Origin of the sequence: Paenibacillus sp. OK060 (genome assembly GCF_900101205.1) — a bacterium.
Lineage (GTDB): Bacteria > Bacillota > Bacilli > Paenibacillales > Paenibacillaceae > Paenibacillus > Paenibacillus marchantiae.
Map to the genome: position 1 here is coordinate 14640 of NZ_FNFR01000004.1, position 24051 is coordinate 38690.

Below are 24051 nucleotides of genomic sequence, written 5' to 3' on the forward strand. Positions count from 1 at the left end.
GGGCCGGATCACAAATGAGGGTGGGACTGTTCTCCCTCTAAGCAGAATGGGGACCCCGAGTTGAAAACGTTCAAGAAAGTATATATTGAGATCACAAGTATATGTAATCTGGCATGCAGCTTCTGTCCACAGACCAAACGTGCCAAAAATTTCATTGACCCTGAAGTCTTCAACAATATATTGGATCAGATCAAACCCCATACCAAACATATTTATTTACATGTCAAAGGTGAGCCGCTGCTTCATCCCAAAATTGATCTGTTACTGGATTCAGCGCATGAGAAGGGATTCAAGGTCAACATTACGACGAACGGTACGCTGCTGCCCAAGACCCAGCACAAACTGCTCGGCAAACCGGCACTGCGTCAGATGAATTTCTCCCTGCACAGCTTTGATGGTCACGAGGGTTCCACAGACCGTGAGGGCTATCTGGGCAATGTGTTGTCTTTTGTCCGGGAAGCAGTGAAGCATAATGTCATTATTTCATTTCGACTCTGGAATCTGACACAGGATAACCTCACGAATGCGCAGATGAACCGAAACAGGGAGACGCTGGAGGTTCTTGAACGGGAGTTCAATCTAGATTTCCGTATTGAGGAGAAAGTGGTGCCGGGGAGCGGTGTCAAAATTGCCCCGAATGTGTATCTGAATCAGGATCATGAATTCCAGTGGCCGAGTCTGGATGCACCCGAAGATGATGGTAAAGGTTTCTGTCATGCACTTCGTAGTCAGGCAGCCGTGCTTGTCGATGGAACTGTGGTACCTTGCTGTCTCGATGGTGAAGGTGTCATTAACTTGGGCAACGTTCATGAAAAATCGTTCTCGGAGATTGTGGATGGTGAACGAGCCAACAATCTGTTCTATGGTTTCTCCAAACGGGAAGCCGTGGAGGAATTATGTCGGAAGTGCGGATATCGTCAGCGGTTCGGCGCTTAAAGCGTAATTTAATAAATAAAATGAGATTCAAAATAATAGAGATCACGTTGTCTGGAAACAGATGAGGTGGTCTTTCGTTTTTTCTAGAACGATAAAGGAGCATATCGCCATAGATTACAAGTTGTAAAAGAAGCATACCCGAAGTTGAGATCGGCACATTACACAATGGAGTACGATGCAAAAAATGCCGAGAACACAGGCATAATGCTATCATTTCTATATCTAAGCTAATGATTATTATCGTAACATCCCTTTTTTGGTAGGATCAGGGTAGGTTCCGAGCCGGAGGTGCACCTCTGATCGGTTCCTTGAGGACAAGCTTATGCTTGTACGCCAATTCATCAGAATAAGGGAGGATTTAAGTTATGAAAAAAATGTTGACGTTGCTGCTGTCTGCGGGTCTGGTCGCTTCATTATTCGGTGCAATTCCAGCTTTTGCTGCACCTGCTGTTGTAAACTCAACGATTATTGTAGCCAAGGGAGAAACTTTTGATGGCAAAGGCCAAACGTATGTAGCCAACCCTTCCACCCTGGGAGATGGATCTCAAGCGGAAGATCAGAAGCCGGTATTTCGGTTGGAGGCAGGCGCCACGCTCAAAAATGTGATTATCGGTTCACCTGCAGCTGACGGTGTTCATTGTTACGGTAACTGCACAATTTCAAATGTGATTTGGGAGGATGTCGGTGAGGACGCTCTGACTCTGAAATTAGCCGGAACGGTTAACATCACTGGTGGTGCAGCTTACAAGGCCTATGATAAAGTATTTCAAATGAATGCAGCCGGAACGATTAACATTAAAAATTTCCGTGCAGACGATATTGGCAAGCTGGTACGTCAGAATGGCGGAACAACCTTCGCCGTGAACATGACGCTCGACAACTCAGACATTTCCAATGTCAAAGATTCTATTATGCGTACGGACAGCAGTACATCGCAAGGGAAAATTACAAATACCCGTTACTCCAAAGTACCGACCTTGTTTAAAGGCTTTGCATCGGGCAAAACAAGTCAATCCGGGAATACTCAATATTAAAACAGAGCTTACCGGTTCTCAATAATTTTCCTCTAAAGGATATGAAGCATAACAATTAAAGGGGATGTCCTCATGAATATGACGGGGACATCCCTTGTTCGCGTTATCTTGGTCTAATGAACCTGGCACACATTATTCGCTCTCATTTGCACCTTTCTGAGATGTAACGAATTACAGAGACGTTATTTCTTGAAGCAGAGGTATATGACGCATAAATGAGACATATAGTTAATCACTCTTTCTTCTAGTTTAAACTGATTTTTTCTTATCGGGATTGTCACAAATACCCATGTGTTGTACAGTAGAAGCAATGAAATAAGTGAACCGGGTGCTCAATGAAGTTGGGCTGAGAGAGCGGCCTTGTGCTGCTGACCGTATATCTGATCTGGGTAATGCCAGCGTAGAGAACATGAATTTGCGATGAGCAATGGTAAGTGATAAGGGATAGAACATAAATGTCAGCGTTTCTTGGTTGCAACGGGATTTCTCTGATGTGACGGGGATGGTGTCGTTTGTTTTCTTCTTTCTCTATATCTGCCTAATGCGTTGCATCGTGAGAATTGTAAACTGTGCGTATGGCCTGCCTGTGAACCGGGGAGGCTTTTTTTGTTTGTTTTATTGTTTTTTTTATAAATCTAGGGAAACAGAGGAAGGAAGTAGAGAACATGTCAACAGCAGTAGGCAGCAACAGATTGAAGTTAACCGATATTTTGGTAACAATTGTGATTGCGGTAGTCTTTGGGGTGATCTACAAAATATGGGGACCTACATATGATCTGATGAAGCCATTCGGCGTTCATGCGGAGCAGATGATTTACGGCATGTGGTTCATGGCGGGCACCTTTGCCTTTGTAATTATTCGCAAGCCGGGTGTAGCCATTCTGGCCGAAGTTGCGGCATCAACGGTGAGTGCTTTTCTAGGTAGTGAGTGGGGCATGTCGACACTGGTGTATGGGCTGCTGCAAGGGCTGGGTGCAGAGATCTTCTTCGCCGCATTTCTGTATCGGAAAAGCAATCTGTTCGTTACCTGCCTTGCGGCTATTGGTGCAGCAGCGGCTTCGCTTGTACTCGATTATCAGTATGGGTACATTGATTCCCTCACGGCTTGGAACTACACGCTGTTTATCGGATTCCGCTTCATTGGAAGTATTCTGATTGCGGGTGTATTCACCTATTATCTCGCCAAAGCGCTGGAGCTTACAGGTGTAACACGATCCCTTAGACCGGTGTCGAAGCAGGATTATGAGGCGCTGGACTAGATGAATGAAGTGGAGAATGTGCAAGCGGTAGGTGTTACGAATCTAAGATGTAAGTTCCCGGGAGAGAAGGCCTTGGTGTTCCAAGGCTTGTCTCTCTCTGTGCGTCAAGGGGAGAAAGTGTTGTTGCTTGGACCAAGCGGCTCTGGCAAATCAACCTTGTTGCAAATTCTGAGTGGTCTGATTCCGCGATCTGTGGAGATTCCGATGAAATGTGATGACATTCAGGTGCCTGAGCAGCCCGGTATTGTTTTTCAAGATCCGGATACCCAGTTCTGTATGTCATATACGGATGAAGAGATTGCATTTGTACTGGAAAACCGGAATATTCCACGCGAGCAGATGCCTGCTCTTATCCATCGATATCTGGAACAGGTGGGGTTATGCTTTGAACATAACCGAACACTCATTCAATCCATGTCACAGGGGATGAAGCAGCGTCTTGCGATGGCTTCGATTCTGGCTATGGAGCCAGACGTACTCTTTTTGGATGAACCAACGGCACTGTTGGATGATGAAGGAACCTCTCAGGTGTGGGATACGGTGAAACAGATTGCACAGGACAAAACACTCATTATCGTGGAACATAAAATTAATGAAATTGTCGAGTGGGTAGACCGAATCATCGTATTGTCGCCTGAAGGAAAGATTGTGTCAGATGGCCCGGCGAATCAGGTATTTACAGATGAGCGGAATATGCTCAGGGAATACGGAATCTGGTATCCAGGAGTTTGGGAAGAGCGAGGGCAGACGAAAGCACAGACGTTGGTCACAGGAGAGTTTATTCGTTATGGGGCAACAGAAACTGAAAGTATGGATAACAAGGAGGAGCGAGCTTCTGCGCAGCCCCAACCAGCCCTGGAAATGCAGCAATTCACCGGATGGCGCGGAAAAACACCTTTCATTCAGGTGGAACAGGCCAAGGTATGGCACGGAGATTGGGTGGGGATTGTCGGGGCTAACGGGGCAGGTAAAAGTTCGTTATTGCTATCCATAATGAATATTCTAAAAACGACAGGTCATTATGTTGTGGAAGGACAATCGGCCGGAAAAACCGAGCAGCTTGCAGATCACATTGCCTTTGTATTCCAGAATCCTGAATTTCAATTCGTGACCAATACAGTCCGGGATGAAGTGGGATTCTCCTTGCTGAGCGGCAAGTTAACTGCCGAAGAAAGAGTTATCAAAACCGATAATATGCTGGAGCAATTCGGACTGAGTGAGCTGTCCGGCAGGCATCCATACCAATTGTCGATGGGACAGAAACGACGACTGAGTGTAGCATCAGCTCTGGTACGGGAACAGCGTATTTTGTTACTGGATGAACCTACCTTTGGACAGGATGCGCGGAATACTTTTGCCATGTTATCACAGCTGGAATGGCTGCGGCGTGAAGGGACCGCCATTGTGATGGTTACACATGACCGTGAAATCGTGAAGCGTTATTGCACCCGGATCTGGACGGTGCATGAGGGGAGGTTAACGGATGCAGCTCTCGTTTCCTCATCGTGAGACTTGGCTTCACGCGGTGAATCCGGGGTTGAAAATGATTTTCCTGACATTGCTGTTTGTCTTCGTCATCCTTATTCACAACCTGAATGTAATGGCTAATGTGGCAGTTGTCATGCTGTTACTGCTGGGCTGGACAGGTCACGCATGGCCCAGATTATTGCTGTATGCATCTCCGTTCATTCTGGTATTTATATCAACTTCCACAGGTATGATCATGTTTGGTAAAGGGGAGACCACCTGGTTTCAGTGGGGATTGATTCATATTACCGAAGAGAGCTTCTACCGCGGGTTGCACCTAGGATTTCGTTCCCTAAGTATGGCGGCAGCTGGATTGTTGTTCGGTCTGACGACCAAGCCTGTCCGTCTCTTTTATTCCCTCATGCAGCAGTGGAGGCTCCCACCCAAGTATGCCTATAGTTTTCTGGCGGCTATGCGTATGATTCCGATTTTGCTGGATGAATTCCAGACGCTGCGTTATGCCATCCGCATTCGGGGAACGAGGCAGCATGGTTCCCGCTGGAATGTATACGGCATACTGAAACGATATGCAATTCCACTACTTGCCCAGAGTATTCGCCGTGCGCAACGTATGGCGGTGGCGATGGAAGCAAAAGGATTCAAGGAAGGCGGGAGCCGGACCTATTACATTCAGATCGGGTATTCCCGAGCGGATGTATGGTTTATGGGGTATTTTATCATCATGTTAACGGCTGCTTATATATTGGGAACCACATTCCCTTATAATTCAACCCTATTGGATGTAAGGTGAGACCTGTAATTATTTCGTACCTTGTAAATATATTTGGGAGTAACAGTAACTTTTCCTAGTTCAAAACGTCTTAAATGGAAATAACTTCAAATGATTGGAGTGGACTGACGTGAAGACGGGGCGTAAAAGGCAATGGACGGGCTACCCATGGAATATCGCTGCGGGTGTCTTAGTTGTGCTGGTTACGGGGGGACTGCTGTTGTACAACCATGCCAGGGCGCTGGAGGGGCAAGGTTCGGGTTCAGTAACGCAAGTGCTATCGGTGAAGCTTAATTATAAAAAGGGGGATAAGGTCACAGTTGCAAAGGGAGTACCTATTTACAGCCAAGTGGTCGAGAGCAGTGTTTCCCCTGATCGGATGGACATAGACGGGTATAGCTCCGCTCAAGGGAGCTTGCAAATCGACGCTGTTCGCGGGGAATGGGTCAAACTAAAAGGTAGCGATTACACTGAATTCTGGATACCTGGCTGGTATACCTCCAAAGAAAGCCGAAGCCTGACGAAATCCATTCCACAAACGTTCAAGCTTCAATCGGGCAGCAAGCTGTACCTGTTTCCCGGAAGTCAGGCAACATGGTCTTCAGGGGCATTCCTGAAAGAGCAGGCGTTCATTGTTGCAGCGACGAAGGACTGGTATGGCGTGTCCATTGCCCCGCGCGTCTGGAACAAGGAATCGTCCACTTATCGTCCAGCATTGCTTTGGGTTAAGGCACAGGATGTAGCACAGCATACCAAGGTAGCGGATGGCTGGTTCAGTAGACAATTGGCGATGCCCACGTCCACTATACGTCATTTGATAGATATTTTGCTGAATTCAAAAACGACCTCAAAACAGGTGGCGCAGTGGCTTGGCGAACCGGATTGGCAAGAGCATTCCGGCAATTTAAACGATACGGGTTATGCCATGAGCATAGGAAAGACCTGGCGGTACGAACGAGCAGATGCTCATTTTCTCGTGACATTTAACAAGAACGGCAGGCTGGTTCGTACGCGCTGGAATATACCCCAGGACGATCGAAACGGTGTAGTGTCTAATTGGGAATTTGGTGGTTCAGATGAATATCAGTTCACGACTAAAATCTATGGCACAATGCTGCCTGCCACCTTACCCTGGAAATCGGTATGGACCAATCAGGGGGATATTAATTACACCTTTCTACAAGCAGCAACGGAGGATGTGCTCCTGATGAAAGGGGATGACGGTGGATTTAGCGGTGGATATTACGAAGGTTCCATATATGCTCTTGACCGACATTCCGGCCAAAAATTATGGGCGATCAATGGTGGGTTTGGAAGACAGCAGGCAGAGGTGGATGCGGGACGCCAATACGTTACCATCTACACCGATTATGACCCTGACAAGAAAAAATACGTGGATCGTATACGCCATCTGGGCTTGAAGAACGGAAAGGTCGAGTGGGAGTATATCCCCAAGCAAAATTTCAGATTGAATGGGATCACGGCAGCGAAGAATGTCGTCATTGTGGACAGCGCGGTTGTTGAAGGCTCAAGCAATAGCTGGTTAACGGTGCTGGACAGTGCAAACGGAAAAACATTATGGAAGCGAAAACTGACGACCGGTTATGAATTATTGAATAAGAGCGCGGAAGATCCTTATGTCATGTATTGGGAAAAGGATAAACTGATTGCAGCTGATCCGCGATCAGGCCGCACCGTGTGGAGCATTGCAGCAGGGAAGTCAACGATAGAGCATCCCGAACGGAATCCTTATTTTGACGGAATTGCTCGTATCGATCCGTTTGTGCCCGCACAGCCAGAACGCTGGATGCTGCTGGATGACCAGTGGGTGCTGGTTGATCTGAACAACGGACAGAAGCTTGCACATTTTCCGGCCCGGGTTGGACAGCAAATTGAGGTGCTGAATGACGGCATGGTGCTCATTCGAGAGAACAACAACGGGGAAATGTATGGTGAATACGAGGATTACATAACCACCTTGTATGATCCCAAGACCGAAAAAAAATGGTGGACGCAGAATAACAAGATCGAACGCGCACTTGTGGAGGGCGATCAATTATATGTAATCAAGAACGGTTATCCTGTAGCCCTTGCCTATGATACAGGGGAGACCCGCTGGACTGCACAAAACACGATTGCTGCCTTTCAATACCCTACCAATCAGGGGAGTTACGTGGTGATTGAAGATCAGCTTTTGCTACCGATGGGTGAGGATCTCCTGATCATGGATAAAAATGACGGTACCTTGATCGGCCGTGTGCATGACGTCGTGATGGGAAACCCAGAACATCGTGATCGGGATGCGAAGAATGGAACCATGAACCGGCTTGGAAATGAAGTCTATATTGGGTCATCCAACGGACGGTTTAGTATATATGATGCTAATGATTTGCACACAGATATCTCACGTTAAAGCTTGTTTCATGTCGAATGATGATTTATTATGAATAAACAGGATTGCTCGCGCTCCGGTTATCGGCTGTGCGGGCTTTCTTCATGTGTTCTTGAAGGACCATGTACGATCAATCGCAGGAGGAATCTCCCATGATTTCATTATACGGGGTAAGCAAGCGTTATAACGAGCGTGGGTCCCGTGAAGATCAGGGATTCGAAGCATTAAGCTCGGTTTCCCTGGAAGTAGGCCAGGGAGAGATCCACGGCATTATCGGCTCTAGTGGTGCAGGGAAATCCACACTTCTGCGCATGCTCAATGGATTGGAGAAGCCGGATGACGGCGAAGTCATTGTGAATGGGCAGCATTTGACCCGGATGAGTGAGCCGAGTCTGCGTCAGGTACGGAGGTCCATTGGCATGATTTTTCAGCACTTCAATCTGGTCAGCAATCGGACCGTAAGTGGCAATGTCTGCATGCCTCTGGAACTTGCGGGTGTCTCCCGGACCGAGCGGGTTGCACGAGGACTTGAGGTATTGAGATTTGTCGGACTTGAAGATAAGGCCAACCAGTATCCTGCGCAGTTAAGCGGAGGGCAAAAGCAACGTGTTGCCATCGCCAGAGCACTTGCCAGCCGCCCGGATGTGCTGCTCTGTGATGAACCAACATCTTCGCTTGATCCGCAGACCACGAGTGGAATTCTGGATGTGCTGCGTCATGTCAATGAAACGCTGGGGGTAACTATTGTACTCGTTACACATGAGATGGAGGTTGCCCGAAAGCTCTGCGACCGGATATCGGTGATGAAAGAGGGACGGATCATCAAAACGCTGTCGGAAGCGGAAGTAAGAAGCATACCGGCACCGAAGCCTGATCTTTTAACATCCTTGTTGATGGGCGAAGATGTATCCATGAGCGGACGAAATACCTCTAATCATGGCGATCAGGAGGACCATAAAGATGTTACCTGAGTCCGTTGTGAAGTATCAGCATGAAATTTGGCAGGCCATCGGAGAGACGTTTGTCATGGTGGGGATCTCTATCACGGCAGCCTTGTTAATCGGGTTGCCTCTGGGTACACTGCTGTATCTGTTCAGGAAAGGGCAACGTTATCAGAATCGACCTCTGTTCACGATTTTGGGAAGTCTCGTCAACATCATTCGTTCCTTCCCGTTTCTGCTGCTAGTCGTATTTATGATTCCGTTCACACGTCTGATCGTTGGAACATCCATCGGGACGCTCGCAGCAACCGTGCCGCTCTCGGTCATCGCCATTGCGTATTACGCCAGACTGGTAGAACAGGCCTTGCTTGATGTCCCGAAGGGTGTGGTTGAAGCTGCTTCTTCCATGGGTGCATCGACCATACAGCTTGTGGTGAAATTCCTGTATGTGGAGGCTCGCTCAAGTCTTGTACTCGGCTTAACAACGGCAACCATCAGTTTTATCTCTTACTCTACGGTCATGGGTATTGTCGGTGGTGGCGGTGTTGGTGATTTTGCGATTCGTTACGGTTATCAGCGATTCGAGACGGAGATTATGGTATTTACGATTATCATTATGATTATCCTGGTACAGATGATCCAATTTACTGGCAGCAGACTGTCCCGCTGGCTCGATCGCAGATCCTGAAGAAGGACAAGCATTGCAGAAAGATTGAATTACAGCATGAACAATACAGATTACATGATGAAGGGGTTTATATCAGATGAAAGCAAAACTAATGCTCATGCTGCTGGCAGTGACGCTGGTAGCAGCCGGATGCGGCAAAAAAGAAGAAACACCTGCGGCGGAAGGAAATAAGGAAAGCACTCAAGCCGGACAAGAAGTGACGTTGAAAGTAGCTACTTTGATTCCGCCAATGACGGATGTGCTGGATATTGTGAAGCCATTGCTGAAAGAAGATGGCGTTAATCTGGAAGTTGTTGTACTTTCCGATAATGTTCAACCGAATACTGCACTGGCGAACAAAGAAGTAGACGCAAACTTCTTCCAGCACGTTCCTTACATGAATCAGTACAATGAAGCAAATAACGCTAACTTGGTGGCTGTTCAACCGATCTACAATGCCATCTACGGAGCATATTCCAAAAAGTTTAAATCCATTGAAGAATTGCCTGAAGGTGCAACGGTAGCGATTGCCAACGATCCGTCCAACATTGGACGCTCGCTGGTGATGATGGAACAGAACGGCCTGATCAAGCTGAAAGAAGGCGTCGGTTTTAATGCAACGCAAGCAGACATCACGGAAAACACGAAGAACTTCAAGTTCAAAGAAGTGGATCTGTTGATGCTCGCCCGCATGTTGGATGATGCGGATCTGGTTGCCATGACTCCAGCCTATGCGAGTCCACTGGGACTTACACCGAAGAAGGATGCGCTGTTCACTGAGAAGGATGATTCCCATTTTGCCATTACCTTGGTTGCCCGGGAAGATAACAAGGATTCTGAAGCTATTCAGAAGCTGGCGAAGCGTATGGCGGGTCCAGAAGTGAAAGCCTTCTTTGAAGAGAAGTATGCAGATATTGCGATCCCGGCGTTTAAATAACATCCGTTAATCTGCAACTGAAATGATTGTACAGATAGGTTTCAAGACAAACATGAAGACCCAGGCCTCATCGCCTGGGTCTTTTTTTGTTAACTTGTATTACGGAGTAAAGAAGAAAAAGCAACATCAGCTTTTGTCAGAGTCGTGTTCTACCTTTGGTTCCATGAGGCGAATCAGTTTCCGCTCTGTAGCCGTGTCTGTTGCAGGTGTGTAGATGCTGCACCGCAAATCGGCATTTCCCTGAACCTGGAGTGAGGTAAGATCAAAAAGCATTTTGCCAGCTCTGGAATGTCTGAATTCAATCAACACATCCGGGGCGCTGCTAACACTGCTTTGTTTCCAAAGGGGTTGAAAATCGGGATATCTGTCCATCATGTCATCCAAAAACAAGTTGTACCATTCATCATCGACATATTGACCATAATAAGCACGGAAAATAGCCAGAAATCCGCTAACAAAATCCTCCCAATTGACGGCCAGTCTTCGAAATTCTTTTCGTTCAAACAACAAACTGATCATGTTCCGCTGTTCAGCCGGAATCTGTTCAAAGTCCATAAACACATGCCGCGCTGCGTCATTCCAGCCCACAATGTGGCAGCGTCGGTCTGAGATGATTGTGGGACAATTGCGAAGTTCCTGCAATATTTTTTGCAAAGAGGGATGTATTTGGAGTGGCTTCTCATCCAGGATATGAAGTTCCGAATGGTAGTCCAGACCAAGGGAAAACAAATACTTCCGTTCATCCGCTGTCAGCCTGAGAGCTGAGGCGATGTTATCCAATACGGAATGAGATACCTGAATATCCCGGCCCTGTTCAAGCCAGGTGTACCATGTAGTGCTCACACCTGCCAATTGGGATACTTCTTCTCTTCTTAATCCAGGCGTTCTTCTCCGGGAGCCCGCGGGTAATCCGACAGATTCTGGCGAGATTTTGGAGCGCTGGTTTTTCAGAAAAGCGGACAGTGCCTGCAGCCTGACATCATGGTTCATTCCATCACCTTCGTTCCTGAGTTTATCATGGTAGTCATTATACTATTATAATTGACAACTTGTAATAGGATAATACGAATGGCAATATAAGTGCATAACTTAACTAAACAAGTATGAAAAGCACTAAAGGAGGATGCATTATGGAGCGTGTTGTTATTACAGGAATGGGGATTATCTCTCCTTTGGGGAATGATGTGCATACATTTTGGAATGGATTGGTGGAAGGCAAATCAGGAGTTTCGCCAATTGAAGCATTTGATACAACGTCCTATAAAACGAAGATAGCAGGGGCGGTCCGTGATTTTGACGGAGAAGAACGGTTTGGACGGAAGGAAGCACGGCGTATGGACCGGTTCGTGCAATTTGCTGTTGCGGCAGCAGATCAGGCTTTATCTGACTCCGGTCTCGATATGGATCATGTGGACAGGGAGCGCGTAGGCGTGTATATTGGGTCCGGCATTGGCGGAATCCAGACCCTGATGGAGCAAGGTAAACTTCTGTCTGAACGCGGGCCTGCAAGAGTCAGTCCAACACTGGTACCCATGATGATATCCAATATGGCGGCGGCTATGGTGAGCATGAGATTTGGCTGTTGGGGACCTACTCTCTCGCCAGTGACAGCCTGTTCGATCGGCAACACCGCGATAGGTGAGGCTTTCCGGCTGATCCGTCACGGTGGAGCAGATGTAATTTTTGCTGGAGGGACGGAGGCAGCTGTCACCGAAGTATCACTGGCAAGCTTCGGCAATGCGACGGCACTATCTACACGAAACGAAGCGTACGAAGGAGCGAGTCGACCATTTGATGCAGGCAGAGATGGTTTTGTTATGGCTGAGGGTGCCGGGGTCTTGGTTGTGGAGTCTTTGTCCCACGCCCTTGCGAGAGGTGCAAACATCCTTGCAGAGATCGTAGGTTATGGTGCCAGTTCAGACGCGTATCATATGGTAGCAACCCATCCGGAAGGACGTGGTGCATACTTGGCCATGAAAGCCGCTCTGGCGGATGCACAGCTTCAGCCACATGAAATTGATGTCATTAATGCTCATGCTACCAGTACGGAAGCGGGTGATCTTTCCGAGACACGAGCAATTAAGCAGCTGTTTGGTGCGGAAGCCTATCATATTCCGGTAACAGCAAACAAATCGATGACCGGACATATGCTGGGTGCGGCTGGTGGGGCGGAAGCCATATCGCTCATTCAAAGCTTGCGTAGCGGTATCATTCCCCCGACAATCAATCAAGAGCAGAGCGATCCGGAATGTGATCTCGATTATGTACCCAACGTTGCAAGAGAAGCTGACCTGAAGATTGGCATGTCCAACTCATTTGGCTTCGGTGGCCATAATGCGGTCATTATTTTGCAGAAATATTCATCGTAAGCTTACAGAGAGCAGTGACTGCCCGAGGGCGCACTGTTCTCTTTTTATTTGCTGTGGGAAGACTGTTCCGACTGCGAAAGTGCAATATAGGCCATTAGTTCGCTGGTTGCATGTAAACATGAGAAATGGCCCATGAATATGGTCGGGATATTCGTTAAAATGTTCAATAGGGGCACATATGTACGTATAATTAAATGGATAACGAAATAGGCCGAAGTTTAAGTTTGGTCCGTTTTCCATGGTGGTATAGATATAAGGGCTGATAGAGGCTTCTTCTAACATAAAGCTATACATAGGAGGGTAAGCAGTGAATGTATGGATTACGGTGAAAAGTCTGGGTAAACGCAAGCCGGCACTTGCCAAACAGGCTGCCGAACTTCCGGAAACAACCGATACGTTGAGACAGCTTATTAAGAACATGGTGGCTCAACAGCTCAAGGCTCTTCAGGACAAGAAGAATGAAGCAGAATGGCTTGCCTACCTGATGCCCGAGGACATTCAAGAGCAGGGAGCAGCAGGAAAAGTAGGCTTTGGCACGATATATAACGAAGGGGTTCCCGATGTAGAAGGCGCCATGGATACAGCTGTAACCGCATATGAAGATGGGTTATTTAAAGTGTTTCTCAATGAGGAAGAGTTGCAGGCACTGGATGAGCCGTTAATTTTAAAGGAAGACGATAACGTGGTATTTATTCGCTTTACAATGCTTGCCGGGCGTCTGTGGTAGAGAGTGACGAGGAGGAGAATGGAATGAATCAGGAAGATAAAGTTCAACAGTATCAACAAGAGTTGCAGGAAAAAGTGAAATCGCTGAAGGGTGTGGAGCAGGAACTCGCGGGCTATGTTGCAGAGATGGCTGGATTTACCTATTTGCGCGAAGACGAAAAGGCCTATTTGGATGCAGAGCAGCAATTGCAACGTATGTCTGCTGAGACGAAAACTCCATTGTTCCCTCCATTATTGGATGTATTGGAGCAACTGGTCAGTGAATCCTTTTTGGCTCGGTTCCGTTACATTGCAGAACGTGCCGCAAATTTTCCATATAGTAAGAATTATGAGCGCAGACCATTTCGTACGACCGATCCCGAACAGCATATTGGACAGGTTCTTCGTAAAATGATTGCCTTGTTCCGTATGGAGATGCATGGCTTCTCTCTGAACGAATATGTATCCATTCGGGAGTACAAGTTTGATTATCTTCATGAGATTAGAGCCGTTTTACCGGATTGCATTGCCTATGAACTGGATCATGAAACCGGCGATATGAAGCAGGCGCTGCATGATATTATCTATGGCGACAATCAGAATGCATTGCTGACCACTGAAATGATCAAAGGTATCTTTATGAGCGATCAGGTGGATGCTTACCAGATGGTTGGAGAATTGCTGGTAGCAGCCAGACTGCAGGAGGGTTTGCGCCAGAGCATTGTGGAACGGATGGATGAAGGAACGCTTGAGGCGTATATATACATATTAAAAATAATCATCGACAACAACCTGATTCGGTTCAGTTCGGTAGTGAGAGCGCTCGCCGTATGGACAGGAATCGGAATTGAAGCGGCGAATCAGCGTGTTGCTGCGCAACTAATTACACAAGCACATCAAGCATTAACTGATCCTGCGGTGCGAGAGGAATGGCAGGAAAGCGCCAATGCAAACCAATTATTTATCAGTCTCTGGGCAACGGCAGTCATCGAAGAGAATGAGTTGGAGCGAAAAGTCATCCAGATCATGGATCATGGGCAAGTATATCAGCAGATTGTTGCACAATACGTACTTGCTAACAGTCAGAACAGAGGACTGCGCTTAAACATGGCACGTCAGTATCTTGAAGTACAGGATCTGGAGTTGCTGCATTGGGTGATTGAGAATTATGATGCCATGTACATGTTTAACTGGAGCTTTGAAAATGGGGAGAATCAACGTAGTGTTCATGTCTGGCCGCTGTCTGTTTTTGAAGATAAAGCCGTGCGTCGGCGTGACTTTGATCTGTTTAAACAAATGCTGGCCTACATTCCGCAGGGAGGTGCAGGTGGGCCATCCGGTGTTCTTGAATTTGTTCAATATCGGATCGATCCGGATGATGTAGTGAAAAAAATGCTGTACCTTGCTGCGTATGACATGGACCCGGAATGGATTGGCGAGGTCATTGCACTCAAGGACAAACTAAGCCCGGATTTGCGAGGAGAATTGTTGTCCCAATTTGTCCATCATCCCGAGAACGAAGTACAAAGACAGTTTATTTTTGATAGTCTGTCGGATAAGAGCATGAACAATCGTGAGAATGCTCTGCTCAAAGCCAAGCTGCTGACGCTTACGCTCGAAGAGATGCTGCAAATGGAGGCGTTGCTCAAACTGAAAACGGGATCTTTGCGTCAGAAGACCATTCAGGTGTTACTGCTTCAGCCAACCGATCAGCTGATGGTATCCCTGAAACGACTTGTACAATCCAAAACTGAATTGCAACGATTGGGTGCGCTGGAACTGTTGACCGAGATCTCCGCAGATTCACAACGCATGGAGCAGCAGGAGCAGATGCAGCCAATCATAGCGTTAATCAAGACACCAACAGCCAAGGAGCAGAAGCTGCTGGACAAGCTTACAGAGCAGAGCAGCAGGTATACGGCGGCTAATGGATTCGGTTTGTATGATCCTTCATGGGAAAATCCATTGCTTCAGGAAGAACGTGATCTCGGCAGCTTCAAGCCGAAGGACATGTTTACCCTTTCCCTGGAAAAAGCGAAGCAGTTTCTTGATGGTTTGGATGCGTTGTTACATGAGCACAGAGACCATGAATATGAGGCAGAATATTATGCCGGTTACAAAGAAACCTTGCTTGTAGGTGCGACATTGCGTGCCATGGTCTTCATTCCTTATGATCAGCGGCAAGATATAAAATTATTGGAGCAGTTCCCTCTCCATAACATATGGGGAGAATATGTTCAGAAGAGTGGTCTGGATAGTAAAGAACTGCTGCAAATTTTGTTTGTGATTCGTTTGGAGGATCTGAACAAGAAGCTGGATAGTTATTACCGTTACTATTCCAACATATACGAATATAGTGAATTGGAGAAACACTGGCTGCTGGAAGGATGGCGCAAGGAATTTGCCGAAGAGGTCTATCCGGTTCAGTATATCCAGGACATGAAAAAGATGGTCAGTGAGCTTCGTTACACAGATCAGGTGAAAACGCTGATTGAGGCCGTTTATGAGGACAGTGATAAGTCAGATACATTTGAAATCGCTGAGCGGACATTGTATGCGTTGATGAAAATGATGCCTGAGGAACAAATGGAAAAGGAATCGGGCATACTTGCTCTCTTGTCTGGTCCATGGTTCTATATTGTCCGGGATCGTGTATATGACGATGAGAGTTTCATGCGATATTTCCAGACGATAAGCCAATTCGACCGATTAAATAAGGAAAGTAACCGAGGCTCCTTCCTCACTCTGGACGATTACCTGCGTGCTTATGAATTGGACTTCATTGATGCACAGGAAGTCTACAAGCAGCTGCTTGTGGGAGATTCTCGTGCCCAGTTTATTCGGGAATTGACATCAAGCCGGTCCGACTGGATTACGGAGAAACCGGTATTGGCAGAACTGCGAAGAACAGTTGTTGAACGAATTTTGGAGATTGAGTTAACCCGAGGAGAGCTCTCAACAGAAGTAAGTACGCTGGCCATGAAGCTTGAACGCATTGAAGGTATGGAGCATTGGGTGCATCTCGTTGCAGCCATGGATCAGGATACCTTTGTCCGTGGATATATCTACAGCTACGGTGACAATACGACACGTAAAGAAACGTTCAGCCATCTGATCCAGGTTTGCCATCCACGTGATGGAGAGGACGAAGTACTGTTGGGACAATTGCTGGCGAAGCATCCCATCCAGGAGAAGAAGCTCCTGGAAGCCGCAATGTACGCACCGCAATGGATGGAGATTGTTGCGAAGCATCTCGGATGGGAAGGACTGCGCAGTGCAGCCTGGTACTTCCATGCTCATATCAATGAACGGTTCACTGCTGAAAAGGAAACCATTGTGGCGCATTATTCTCCAATTTCACCTCAGGACTTTAACGAAGGTGCATTTGATATCGCCTGGTTCGAGGAGGCATATGAAGCCGTCGGTGAGGAACGGTTCAGTCTGTTGTACGATTGTGCCAAATATATCTCCGGGGGAGCCAATCACCGCAGATCACAGTTGTTCGCGGATGCGGCACTTGGGAAACTGAAACTTGAAGATATGCGTCAGTCCGTGGAAGATAAGCGTAATAAAGATCATTTGTTGACCTACAGCCTGATTCCATTTGCAGAAGAACGGGAACAGGACCTGCGTGAGCGGTACGACTTCATTCAGAAGTTTCTGATGCAGAGCAAACAGTTTGGTGCACAGCGCCGTGCCAGTGAAGGTCTGGTATCCCAGATAGCGCTGGGCAACCTTGCCCGTAATGCAGGATATGCCGATGTTACCCGGCTGATGTGGGATATGGAAGCTCGCAAGCTGGATGAGATGAAATCCTATTTTGAGCCGCATGAACTGGATGAGGCTACTACAGCCCAATTGGTCATTGATGAAGAAGGCCAGCCGGAACTACTCATCGTAAGCAAAGGCAAAACACTCAAATCTGTACCTGCTCGGTTCAAGAAAGATGGATACATCACCGAATTGAATGAATTAAAAACAGATCTGGTTGATCAGTATCGCCGGGCAAGACAGGAATTGGAGCGTTCCATGACGGCAGGAACATCCTTTACGAGTGAGGAAGTTTCAAGTCTGCTGCAGAATCCGGTTCTTCGTCCACTGGTTCGCACGCTTGTGTTCCAAGCAGATGACAAGCTTGGAAGATTCGATGTAACGTCCGGTGGGTTGGTTACTCCGGCTTCGGATGATTCGACAAGCACGATACAAACCTTGGCGGCACATGATCGCCTACTGATTGCGCATCCATTGCATCTGTTCCAGAGTGGAAGCTGGAGTGAATTCCAACGGGATCTGTTCAACCGTCAGGAACGTCAGCCATTCAAGCAGGTGTTCCGTGAACTCTATCTTCCAAATGAGGATGAGCTGGCTAATGGAACGGTATCCCGTCGGTATGCAGGTTATCAGATTCAGCCGAAAAAAGCAGTTGCTCTGCTTAAAGGACGTCAATGGACCGTCAGCTATGAGGAAGGGCTACAAAAGGTAAGCTATGAGCATAATCTGATTGCCAATCTCTATGCCATGGCAGACTGGTTCTCGCCCGCAGATACAGAAGCGCCTACTCTGGAGACGGTGCAGTTCTATGATCGAAAAACGTATAAACCTGTTGCGTTGAAGGATGTACCGCCGGTCTTCTTCTCGGAAGTCATGCGTGATATTGATTTGGTGGTTAGCGTTGCGCATGTTGGCGGAGTAGATCCGGAAGCCAGCTTGACCACGATTGAGATGCGTCATGTGATTGTGAATGAGTCACTGCGTCTGTTGAAGGTCGATAACGTACGTCTCGATGGAAATTACGCTCGAATTGATGGTGAACTGGGCGAGTATGCCGTTCATCTTGGCAGCGGCAATGTGTTCAAACAGGCGACGGGCGCGCTTCATATCGTTCCTGTGCACAGTCAGCATCGAGGCAGAATATTCCTGCCATTCCTTGATGAAGATCCGAGAACGGCAGAAATTTTATCCAAAGTGATGTTATTGGCTGAAGACAAGAAGATCAAGGACCCGCAAATCCTTGCACAATTGCAGCATTGATTAGTAATGTTGAATGATGCTGCAGCCAAGCGGCATTAGATTGACGATGCCGAGTGAACTTATCGAATATCAGGCAGCTAGAGCACCAGGGTCAAGGTGACTTTAGCTGCCTTTTATTTTCTGTTTTTTTGGTAAGGAATCCTTAAATAGCAGTAAAAAGCTGTCTCAAGATTGGTAATGGTGGGTACAGATTGAGTATTGGGCATGGTAAAATATACGTAGAGTTATATAAAATTTGATGTATTAACCAAGTCCAATCGCAGGATCGAATGTTTACATAATTGTTTTCTAGGAAAAGGAGAATACGTTGGACATGTTAATCACTTCATATCGTGAACAGGATCATAACAAGTTGGTAGAGATTTGGGAGAGAGCCGTTCGGGCAACACATACGTTTTTGGAAGAACATCACATCCAGTTCTATAAAAAAGTAGTGAGCGACGTGTTGCAGCAAAGGCAAGTCGAGGTATGGGAAGCGCTGGATGCTGACAATGAACCCGTTGGTTTTATCGGTTTGGATGATAACTTTATTGAGATGTTGTTTGTAGATGTCAGTCAGCACGGGCAGGGCCTGGGGCGTCTTCTGATCAACCATACCCTTAACATCAAAGGTCGTCACCTCAAGGTGGATGTCAATGAGCAGAATGCTGGAGCAGCCCGATTCTACGAGAAAATGGGATTTGTACAAATGGGTCGTTCCGAGTTGGATGGTTCCGGTAATCCGTTTCCGCTGCTGCATCTGGAGATCAAGGCAGATCAGGCTGCAAGATAAAGAACGGTGGACCACGAAATAGGAGGAATATGACGAAGAGGAGCGTGCAGGATGACACAGATTAAGGTAACACCGGAACAACTGGATACAGTCAGTGGGCAATTCGCCCAGGCACATCAGCAATTGTCGGGGTTTATGTCCACATTGGATAGCCAGATCCGTGTCATGCGCAGCAATTGGGACGGAATGGAGCGGGAGCGCTTTTATAACGATTATGCAACGGCCCAAGCTACAATGAAGTCTGTCCTTGAGCTGGTCTTGTCCATCCAATCCGAACTCAAGAAAATTGCCGAGCGTTTCCGCACCACGGATGAAGATGTTGTGAACAAGGCTCTTATGGTGGCTTTGGCTGCGGCACAGACTCTTACGTCCCTCGGTAAACATAAAGGTGATGGCTCGGGCAAAACGTCAGGTCCTCCGGAGAATATGGAGGATTGGGATAAGAAGGACGCCGAGGATTACAAAAACTATGAGGAAATGTTGAAGAAAGCCGAGGAAATGGGTGACGAGAAACTGGCGCAGCAGCTTCAGGCCAGCATGAACGTTATTCGGCTTCAATATGAGGACGAAATCTATCAAACCGATCCGAACACAGGCAAGACGGTGAAAATTACCGAGGATTCGATTGTAGGTACGTATCAGGTTAAAAGCGACAAGGGTGAAACGACCAGCATCAGCTTGGATAAACAGGGTAACGTCGTGGATTACAACAAGGATACGAAAAAATACGAGTATTGGGAACAAACCCATACGACCAGTCAAGGGGAGCATCTCTTTGGCAAAGGAGCACAAACGGCTACAGCTTATGGAATCGGCCTGCTGTTGACCAGCAAGAGCGGATCTGCCTTTACAGAACATGCGACAGGGCTCGGTTCCTCCTTTGTTGCGGACAAGTTCCTGTTCTCCGTGCCGGAAGAAGGCGAGACGCGTACGATGATCTACCGAACCAACAAGGATACAGGCAAAATCGAGAATATGATTGTGGTCACGCGTGGCGACAACGATATTGAATATATTCCGTGGCGTGAGTATAACTAAGCCACGGAGCAAGCCTTGTATCCTCCATTCGGATACAAGGCAGATATAACCGAGGGCAGGCACATAGTGAGCCTGCCCATAAACAAACACCCGCGCAACCTTCATCACAGGATGGAAAGGTTGCGCGGGTGTTTGTGGTTTGGCTTACCGTCCAGCCAAGGTCAGGTGACCGGGCTAATAAGGGGGATTTTTTTGCCCAAAAATTAGTGTGTCTCTTCGTCCAGAAAAGGTTTGTTCACCGCATAATACATGAAACCCATCAGCAGCACGCCGCCCACCAGATTGCCGAGCGTTACCGGAATCAGGTTGTGAATAACCCCGCCGAATGAGATCGTCCCTGGATGGTTCAGTACCAGCGCAATCGCAAACGTACACATATTGGCGACGCTGTGCTCATATCCCGAGATGAAGAAACAGAAGACAAAGAGCATCATGGCGAACATTTTCGCACCATTCTCCTTCATGAACATTGGCACAAAGAACGCCAAACATACGAGCCAGTTACACAGAATGCCCCGGAAGAAGAGCTGCATGGCTGGTGCCTCCATCTTGTGCTCTACGACACTCAGCAGAAAACCATTCACCTGAGATGAATCGAACAGACCCGTCAGGTAGATTAACAGGGCAAATACCGCTGCACCCATCAGATTCCCACTGTAACTCGCGATCCACAGCTTCACCACTTCGAACCATTTCAGTTTTTTGCGTAAGGCAGCATAAGTGTAGTAAAACGTATTTCCAGTGAACAGATCACCGCCACCATAGGCAATCAGAATAATTGCCGCGCCGAACGTGAGGGCAGCCATAGGGTATGTAAAAGGGGAATCCTCCATATAAAAGAAGTTACCCGTCTTGAACGCCACGATGACGCCAAACCCGATAAACATGCTGGCGAGCATGGAGCGTGCAAGGTACCTGATCAAGCTTTGTTTGTAAATCTTGTGTTTCTTCAGCGCCAACTTCTCAACGTTGCGTAAACCTTCCGTTTCCATAATTCTCCTCCCGTTTTCCTGATGTCTTGTTTACATTATAACGAAAATATGGAAGTTGGGGAGGGTTGGCCTGGATTTGTGATGTTTATTTAATAGGATAAGAACTAAGGGCTGGGCGGAAGAATGATTGGACGAGCAGCTAGCGCCTCCTCCACAATCTGTTCGGGTGTCAGGTCTCGATCATCCCAGAAAATCAGATTGCTGATCTCCGCGTAAGGCATCTCTTGCTCTAACTCGGTTAGCATCTCATCCAGTTCATCTTCGGTTCCTTCGGCATTCATCAGCTTGCGAACCCTTTCTACCAAATGCAAATGGTTAGACATATCGATACCTCCTGAATGATTCATAGAGTGAACAAACTAGTCTTTCATGGGTTGATCCAATGGATCATACGTAACGATCACCGGTAAAAATTTGGGCTCAAGCATCAGGCTAATGAGTTGTTCGTCTTGATCAGCATAAGAAATGAGATAGCTTCCAAAATGAGATTCATAGATGAAATCCCTGTATTGAAAGGAGCGTTCGGGGTACTTTATGTTCACATATAGCGTAGTTACCCCGCGGGCAAAGGTTGCTTTCAACATCGGAATTTGGGACAAAAGTATAATTGCGACAAGAACAATGGCTGTACGTTTAGCGAGACGGGTCAGATGGATTCCCCCATTATCGTAAAATGATTTGTACCAATTAAGGAAGGTCCATCTAAACCAGATGTCACTCCACGAGTATAGCAAGATTGCCAAACTGCTCTCCCTTTTCCATACGTTCGAAAGCTTTCGCTGTGTCCTGTAGCGGATATATACCATCGATTACAGGATGTAAATTATGTTTCTCCACCCATTGCAGCATCTGGATAAACTCTTCACGGCTGCCCATGGAGGTGCCAATCAGGCTAACTTGCGGGAAAAAGATCGAGCGGATTGGAACAGCCAGATCATCTCCCGAGCTTGCGCCATACATCACGATACGGCCACCTGGTCTAATTATATCAAAATATTTTGGGAACATGCTTTGTCCGATGCTATCCAAGATGAAATCAACAGGATCAAGATCGTTCTGCAGACTCCAGTCTGCATGACTGTCCAGAGCTTGGAAAGCGCCCAGACGCAGAGCCTCATGTCTCTTGGCTTCACTTCTGGATGTAACGGTTACCTTGGCACCCGCAGCTACGGCCATGAGCAGGGCATAGGTCGCTACACCGCCGCCAATACCGGGAATGAGGATATGTTCACCCTGCTTAAGTCCGCCACGAGTGAATAAGGCGCGGTATGCTGTCAAAGCCGAAAGGGACAACACCCCTGCTTCCGCCCATGATAGATGAGAGGGTTTGGGCAAGGCATTTCTAGCAGGCAGCGTAATATATTGTGCGAGAGTTCCATCCGTAGGGCCTCCTACAATATCGGGCACAATGGGTACTTCAACAGCGTGGTCCCAACCGAGAGTAGGGTGGATAATGACCTCATCACCTACAAATAAGTTCTCTACATCATCTCCAATCGCTATGATTACACCTGCTCCATCGGAACCAAGAATGAGTGGTGTGTCCTGCAATGTACGACCTGCCATGATGAACAGATCACGATGATTAATTCCAGCAGATTTTAGTTGGATCTGTACTTCACCGGCTTTTGGTGCCCGAGATGTTGACTCTGTATATTGAAGACCTTCAAGGCCGCTTTGGCCGGAATGTATAATAGCTTTCATTTTCAAAATTCCTCCTTGTGTATACAAAAACTTCACTACTGAGCCTCATTGTACAGATGGGGCAGATTCACGTAAAATGAACAAAAATGAATGTCAGTATCAATTCAGATAATAGATAACAAGCAGGTGATCAGTGCATGGATGCAGGAGATTTGAAAATATTTCAGACGGTTGCCCGCGAAGGCAGTATCAGCAAAGCAGCATTAGCGCTGAATTATGTGCAATCCAATGTAACAACACGAATTAAACAGTTGGAAGATCAGCTGCAAGTACCGCTGTTTCATCGCTCCAACCGGGGCATGTCGCTCACACCAGCGGGTGAGAATTTACTGGGATATGCGGATAAAATATTACATTTGTTATATGAAGCGGAGCAGGCAACGCAGATCGGAAATCCACCTGCAGGGATGCTTCGTCTTGGTGCGATTGAGACCGCTGCCTCCAGTTATCTGACGCCGCTGCTCGCTGAATATCGTTTACGTTACCCCGAGGTTCAGCATTCGTTAATTACAGGGGGGACACATGAACTCAATCAGAAGGTCATTCAACATGAGCTGCATGGAGCTTTGGTATATGGCCCGATCGACCACCCTGAGCTGAACTATATGAAAGTGTACGACGAAGAGTTGGTACTGATTGCAGAACCCGGAACCCATGAAATGCATGCTCTATTGTGCAAACCGATGTTGTTTTTTGAAGTAGGCTGTACCCATCGCGCGCAGGCAGAAGCCTTTTTGAAAGATCAAGGCGTGCACACCCTCAACGTTACGGAATATGGAACACTGGACACCATTATGAATGGCGTATCTGCGGGAATAGGTGTGTCATTGCTCCCACGCTCCTCGGTTACGAAAGCAGAAGGGAGAGGCGAAGTTACAGTGTTATCTTTGTCTGATCCGTATCGCAGGTTGGAGGTAGGATTTGTGCATTCACGGAGTGAGCATCGATCCGGAGCGCTGGATGCATTGGTGCAGATCATAACGAACCAAAAAACCAGAACAATAAAGGAGTAAATAA

The 24051-nt window shown here is 47.2% G+C and carries 20 protein-coding genes, 1 pseudogene and 1 riboswitch; of the genes and pseudogenes, 16 read left to right on the plus strand and 5 right to left on the minus strand.

Annotated features, from left to right (window positions below):
- Positions 1 to 60: 60 nt before the first annotated feature.
- The 10 genes and pseudogenes from BLS14_RS15295 (at position 61) to BLS14_RS15335 (ending at position 10423) form a co-directional block, all read left to right on the plus strand.
- Positions 61 to 936, plus strand: coding sequence for a radical SAM/SPASM domain-containing protein (locus tag BLS14_RS15295; RefSeq protein ID WP_090952706.1), 876 nt, complete (start codon positions 61 to 63; stop codon positions 934 to 936).
- A 365-nt stretch (positions 937 to 1301) separates the two neighbouring features.
- Positions 1302 to 1970 carry a pectate lyase gene (locus tag BLS14_RS15300; protein WP_090952708.1) on the plus strand — a complete coding sequence of 223 codons (669 nt, stop codon included), beginning with the start codon at positions 1302 to 1304 and terminating at the stop codon, positions 1968 to 1970.
- A 313-nt stretch (positions 1971 to 2283) separates the two neighbouring features.
- A riboswitch (TPP riboswitch) is annotated at positions 2284 to 2394 on the plus strand.
- A gap of 241 nt (positions 2395 to 2635) precedes the next feature.
- Positions 2636 to 3229, plus strand: coding sequence for an ECF transporter S component (locus BLS14_RS15305; RefSeq protein WP_063566052.1), 594 nt, complete (start codon positions 2636 to 2638; stop codon positions 3227 to 3229).
- Between the two features lie 90 nt (positions 3230 to 3319).
- Positions 3320 to 3670 (plus strand): annotated as a pseudogene (locus BLS14_RS33565) (ATP-binding cassette domain-containing protein); the annotation flags it as partial.
- A 21-nt stretch (positions 3671 to 3691) separates the two neighbouring features.
- On the plus strand, positions 3692 to 4738 hold the full coding sequence (locus tag BLS14_RS15310) for an ATP-binding cassette domain-containing protein (RefSeq protein WP_371121648.1): 1047 nt from the start codon (positions 3692 to 3694) through the stop codon (positions 4736 to 4738).
- On the plus strand, positions 4713 to 5507 hold the full coding sequence (locus BLS14_RS15315) for an energy-coupling factor transporter transmembrane component T family protein (protein ID WP_072735040.1): 795 nt from the start codon (positions 4713 to 4715) through the stop codon (positions 5505 to 5507). Before BLS14_RS15310 ends, BLS14_RS15315 begins: the two co-directional genes overlap by 26 nt.
- Positions 5508 to 5616: 109 nt before the next feature.
- Positions 5617 to 7899: an outer membrane protein assembly factor BamB family protein gene (locus tag BLS14_RS15320; RefSeq protein ID WP_090952712.1), complete on the plus strand. Its 2283-nt coding sequence runs from the start codon at positions 5617 to 5619 to the stop codon at positions 7897 to 7899.
- Between the two features lie 131 nt (positions 7900 to 8030).
- Positions 8031 to 8849: a methionine ABC transporter ATP-binding protein gene (locus tag BLS14_RS15325; RefSeq protein ID WP_090952714.1), complete on the plus strand. Its 819-nt coding sequence runs from the start codon at positions 8031 to 8033 to the stop codon at positions 8847 to 8849.
- On the plus strand, positions 8839 to 9507 hold the full coding sequence (locus BLS14_RS15330; RefSeq protein ID WP_090952716.1) for a methionine ABC transporter permease: 669 nt from the start codon (positions 8839 to 8841) through the stop codon (positions 9505 to 9507). Before BLS14_RS15325 ends, BLS14_RS15330 begins: the two co-directional genes overlap by 11 nt.
- Before the next feature lie 76 nt (positions 9508 to 9583).
- Positions 9584 to 10423, plus strand: a complete 840-nt coding sequence (locus BLS14_RS15335) for a MetQ/NlpA family ABC transporter substrate-binding protein (RefSeq protein WP_090952719.1) — start codon at positions 9584 to 9586, stop codon at positions 10421 to 10423.
- 126 nt (positions 10424 to 10549) lie between these two features.
- Here the strand turns inward: BLS14_RS15335 and BLS14_RS15340 are convergent, their stop codons facing one another.
- Positions 10550 to 11413: a helix-turn-helix transcriptional regulator gene (locus tag BLS14_RS15340; protein WP_063566046.1), complete on the minus strand. Its 864-nt coding sequence runs from the start codon at positions 11411 to 11413 to the stop codon at positions 10550 to 10552.
- A 140-nt stretch (positions 11414 to 11553) separates the two neighbouring features.
- Between BLS14_RS15340 and fabF the strand changes: the two genes are divergently transcribed.
- From fabF to BLS14_RS15365, 5 genes are all read left to right on the plus strand, one after another.
- Complete coding sequence (gene fabF, locus BLS14_RS15345) at positions 11554 to 12792, plus strand: beta-ketoacyl-ACP synthase II (protein ID WP_090952721.1); 1239 nt, start codon at positions 11554 to 11556, stop codon at positions 12790 to 12792.
- A 307-nt stretch (positions 12793 to 13099) separates the two neighbouring features.
- Entirely contained in the window at positions 13100 to 13519 is a 420-nt protein-coding gene (locus BLS14_RS15350) for a hypothetical protein (protein WP_063566044.1), read from the plus strand.
- Positions 13520 to 13542: 23 nt separating this feature from the next.
- Positions 13543 to 18528, plus strand: a complete 4986-nt coding sequence (locus BLS14_RS15355) for a DUF4132 domain-containing protein (RefSeq protein WP_090952723.1) — start codon at positions 13543 to 13545, stop codon at positions 18526 to 18528.
- Between the two features lie 313 nt (positions 18529 to 18841).
- Complete coding sequence (locus tag BLS14_RS15360; protein ID WP_063566042.1) at positions 18842 to 19300, plus strand: acetyltransferase; 459 nt, start codon at positions 18842 to 18844, stop codon at positions 19298 to 19300.
- Positions 19301 to 19351: 51 nt separating this feature from the next.
- A complete protein-coding gene (locus tag BLS14_RS15365) occupies positions 19352 to 20338 on the plus strand; it encodes a WXG100 family type VII secretion target (protein ID WP_090952727.1) in 987 nt (328 codons plus the stop codon).
- 203 nt (positions 20339 to 20541) lie between these two features.
- Here BLS14_RS15365 and BLS14_RS15370 read toward each other — a convergent pair whose 3' ends face one another.
- From BLS14_RS15370 to BLS14_RS15385, 4 genes are all read right to left on the minus strand, one after another.
- On the minus strand, positions 20542 to 21330 hold the full coding sequence (locus BLS14_RS15370) for a formate/nitrite transporter family protein (RefSeq protein ID WP_053784134.1): 789 nt from the start codon (positions 21328 to 21330) through the stop codon (positions 20542 to 20544).
- A gap of 104 nt (positions 21331 to 21434) precedes the next feature.
- The gene (locus BLS14_RS15375) at positions 21435 to 21653 is read right to left on the minus strand and encodes a hypothetical protein (protein WP_256336496.1); all 219 of its coding nucleotides are present in this window, start codon (positions 21651 to 21653) and stop codon (positions 21435 to 21437) included.
- Between the two features lie 36 nt (positions 21654 to 21689).
- Entirely contained in the window at positions 21690 to 22073 is a 384-nt protein-coding gene (locus BLS14_RS15380) for a hypothetical protein (protein ID WP_090952729.1), read from the minus strand.
- A complete protein-coding gene (locus BLS14_RS15385; protein WP_090952731.1) occupies positions 22045 to 23034 on the minus strand; it encodes a quinone oxidoreductase family protein in 990 nt (329 codons plus the stop codon). Before BLS14_RS15385 ends, BLS14_RS15380 begins: the two co-directional genes overlap by 29 nt.
- A 137-nt stretch (positions 23035 to 23171) precedes the next feature.
- Between BLS14_RS15385 and BLS14_RS15390 the strand changes: the two genes are divergently transcribed.
- On the plus strand, positions 23172 to 24047 hold the full coding sequence (locus tag BLS14_RS15390; RefSeq protein WP_090952733.1) for a LysR family transcriptional regulator: 876 nt from the start codon (positions 23172 to 23174) through the stop codon (positions 24045 to 24047).
- Positions 24048 to 24051: the final 4 nt, after the last annotated feature.

What these genes read in the sequence shown, in the direction of transcription:
- BLS14_RS15300 (WP_090952708.1), top strand. Translation starts at nt 1,302, where the DNA reads ATGAAAAAAATGTTGACGTTGCTGCTGTCTGCGGGTCTGGTCGCTTCA.
- BLS14_RS15305 (WP_063566052.1), top strand. Translation starts at nt 2,636, where the DNA reads ATGTCAACAGCAGTAGGCAGCAACAGATTGAAGTTAACCGATATTTTG.
- BLS14_RS15310 (WP_371121648.1), top strand. Translation starts at nt 3,692, where the DNA reads ATGGAGCCAGACGTACTCTTTTTGGATGAACCAACGGCACTGTTGGAT.
- BLS14_RS15315 (WP_072735040.1), top strand. Translation starts at nt 4,713, where the DNA reads ATGCAGCTCTCGTTTCCTCATCGTGAGACTTGGCTTCACGCGGTGAAT.
- BLS14_RS15325 (WP_090952714.1), top strand. Translation starts at nt 8,031, where the DNA reads ATGATTTCATTATACGGGGTAAGCAAGCGTTATAACGAGCGTGGGTCC.
- BLS14_RS15330 (WP_090952716.1), top strand. Translation starts at nt 8,839, where the DNA reads ATGTTACCTGAGTCCGTTGTGAAGTATCAGCATGAAATTTGGCAGGCC.
- BLS14_RS15335 (WP_090952719.1), top strand. Translation starts at nt 9,584, where the DNA reads ATGAAAGCAAAACTAATGCTCATGCTGCTGGCAGTGACGCTGGTAGCA.
- BLS14_RS15340 (WP_063566046.1), bottom strand. Translation starts at nt 11,413, where the DNA reads ATGAACCATGATGTCAGGCTGCAGGCACTGTCCGCTTTTCTGAAAAAC.
- fabF (WP_090952721.1), top strand. Translation starts at nt 11,554, where the DNA reads ATGGAGCGTGTTGTTATTACAGGAATGGGGATTATCTCTCCTTTGGGG.
- BLS14_RS15355 (WP_090952723.1), top strand. Translation starts at nt 13,543, where the DNA reads ATGAATCAGGAAGATAAAGTTCAACAGTATCAACAAGAGTTGCAGGAA.
- BLS14_RS15360 (WP_063566042.1), top strand. Translation starts at nt 18,842, where the DNA reads ATGTTAATCACTTCATATCGTGAACAGGATCATAACAAGTTGGTAGAG.
- BLS14_RS15365 (WP_090952727.1), top strand. Translation starts at nt 19,352, where the DNA reads ATGACACAGATTAAGGTAACACCGGAACAACTGGATACAGTCAGTGGG.
- BLS14_RS15370 (WP_053784134.1), bottom strand. Translation starts at nt 21,330, where the DNA reads ATGGAAACGGAAGGTTTACGCAACGTTGAGAAGTTGGCGCTGAAGAAA.
- BLS14_RS15375 (WP_256336496.1), bottom strand. Translation starts at nt 21,653, where the DNA reads ATGTCTAACCATTTGCATTTGGTAGAAAGGGTTCGCAAGCTGATGAAT.
- BLS14_RS15385 (WP_090952731.1), bottom strand. Translation starts at nt 23,034, where the DNA reads ATGAAAGCTATTATACATTCCGGCCAAAGCGGCCTTGAAGGTCTTCAA.
- BLS14_RS15390 (WP_090952733.1), top strand. Translation starts at nt 23,172, where the DNA reads ATGGATGCAGGAGATTTGAAAATATTTCAGACGGTTGCCCGCGAAGGC.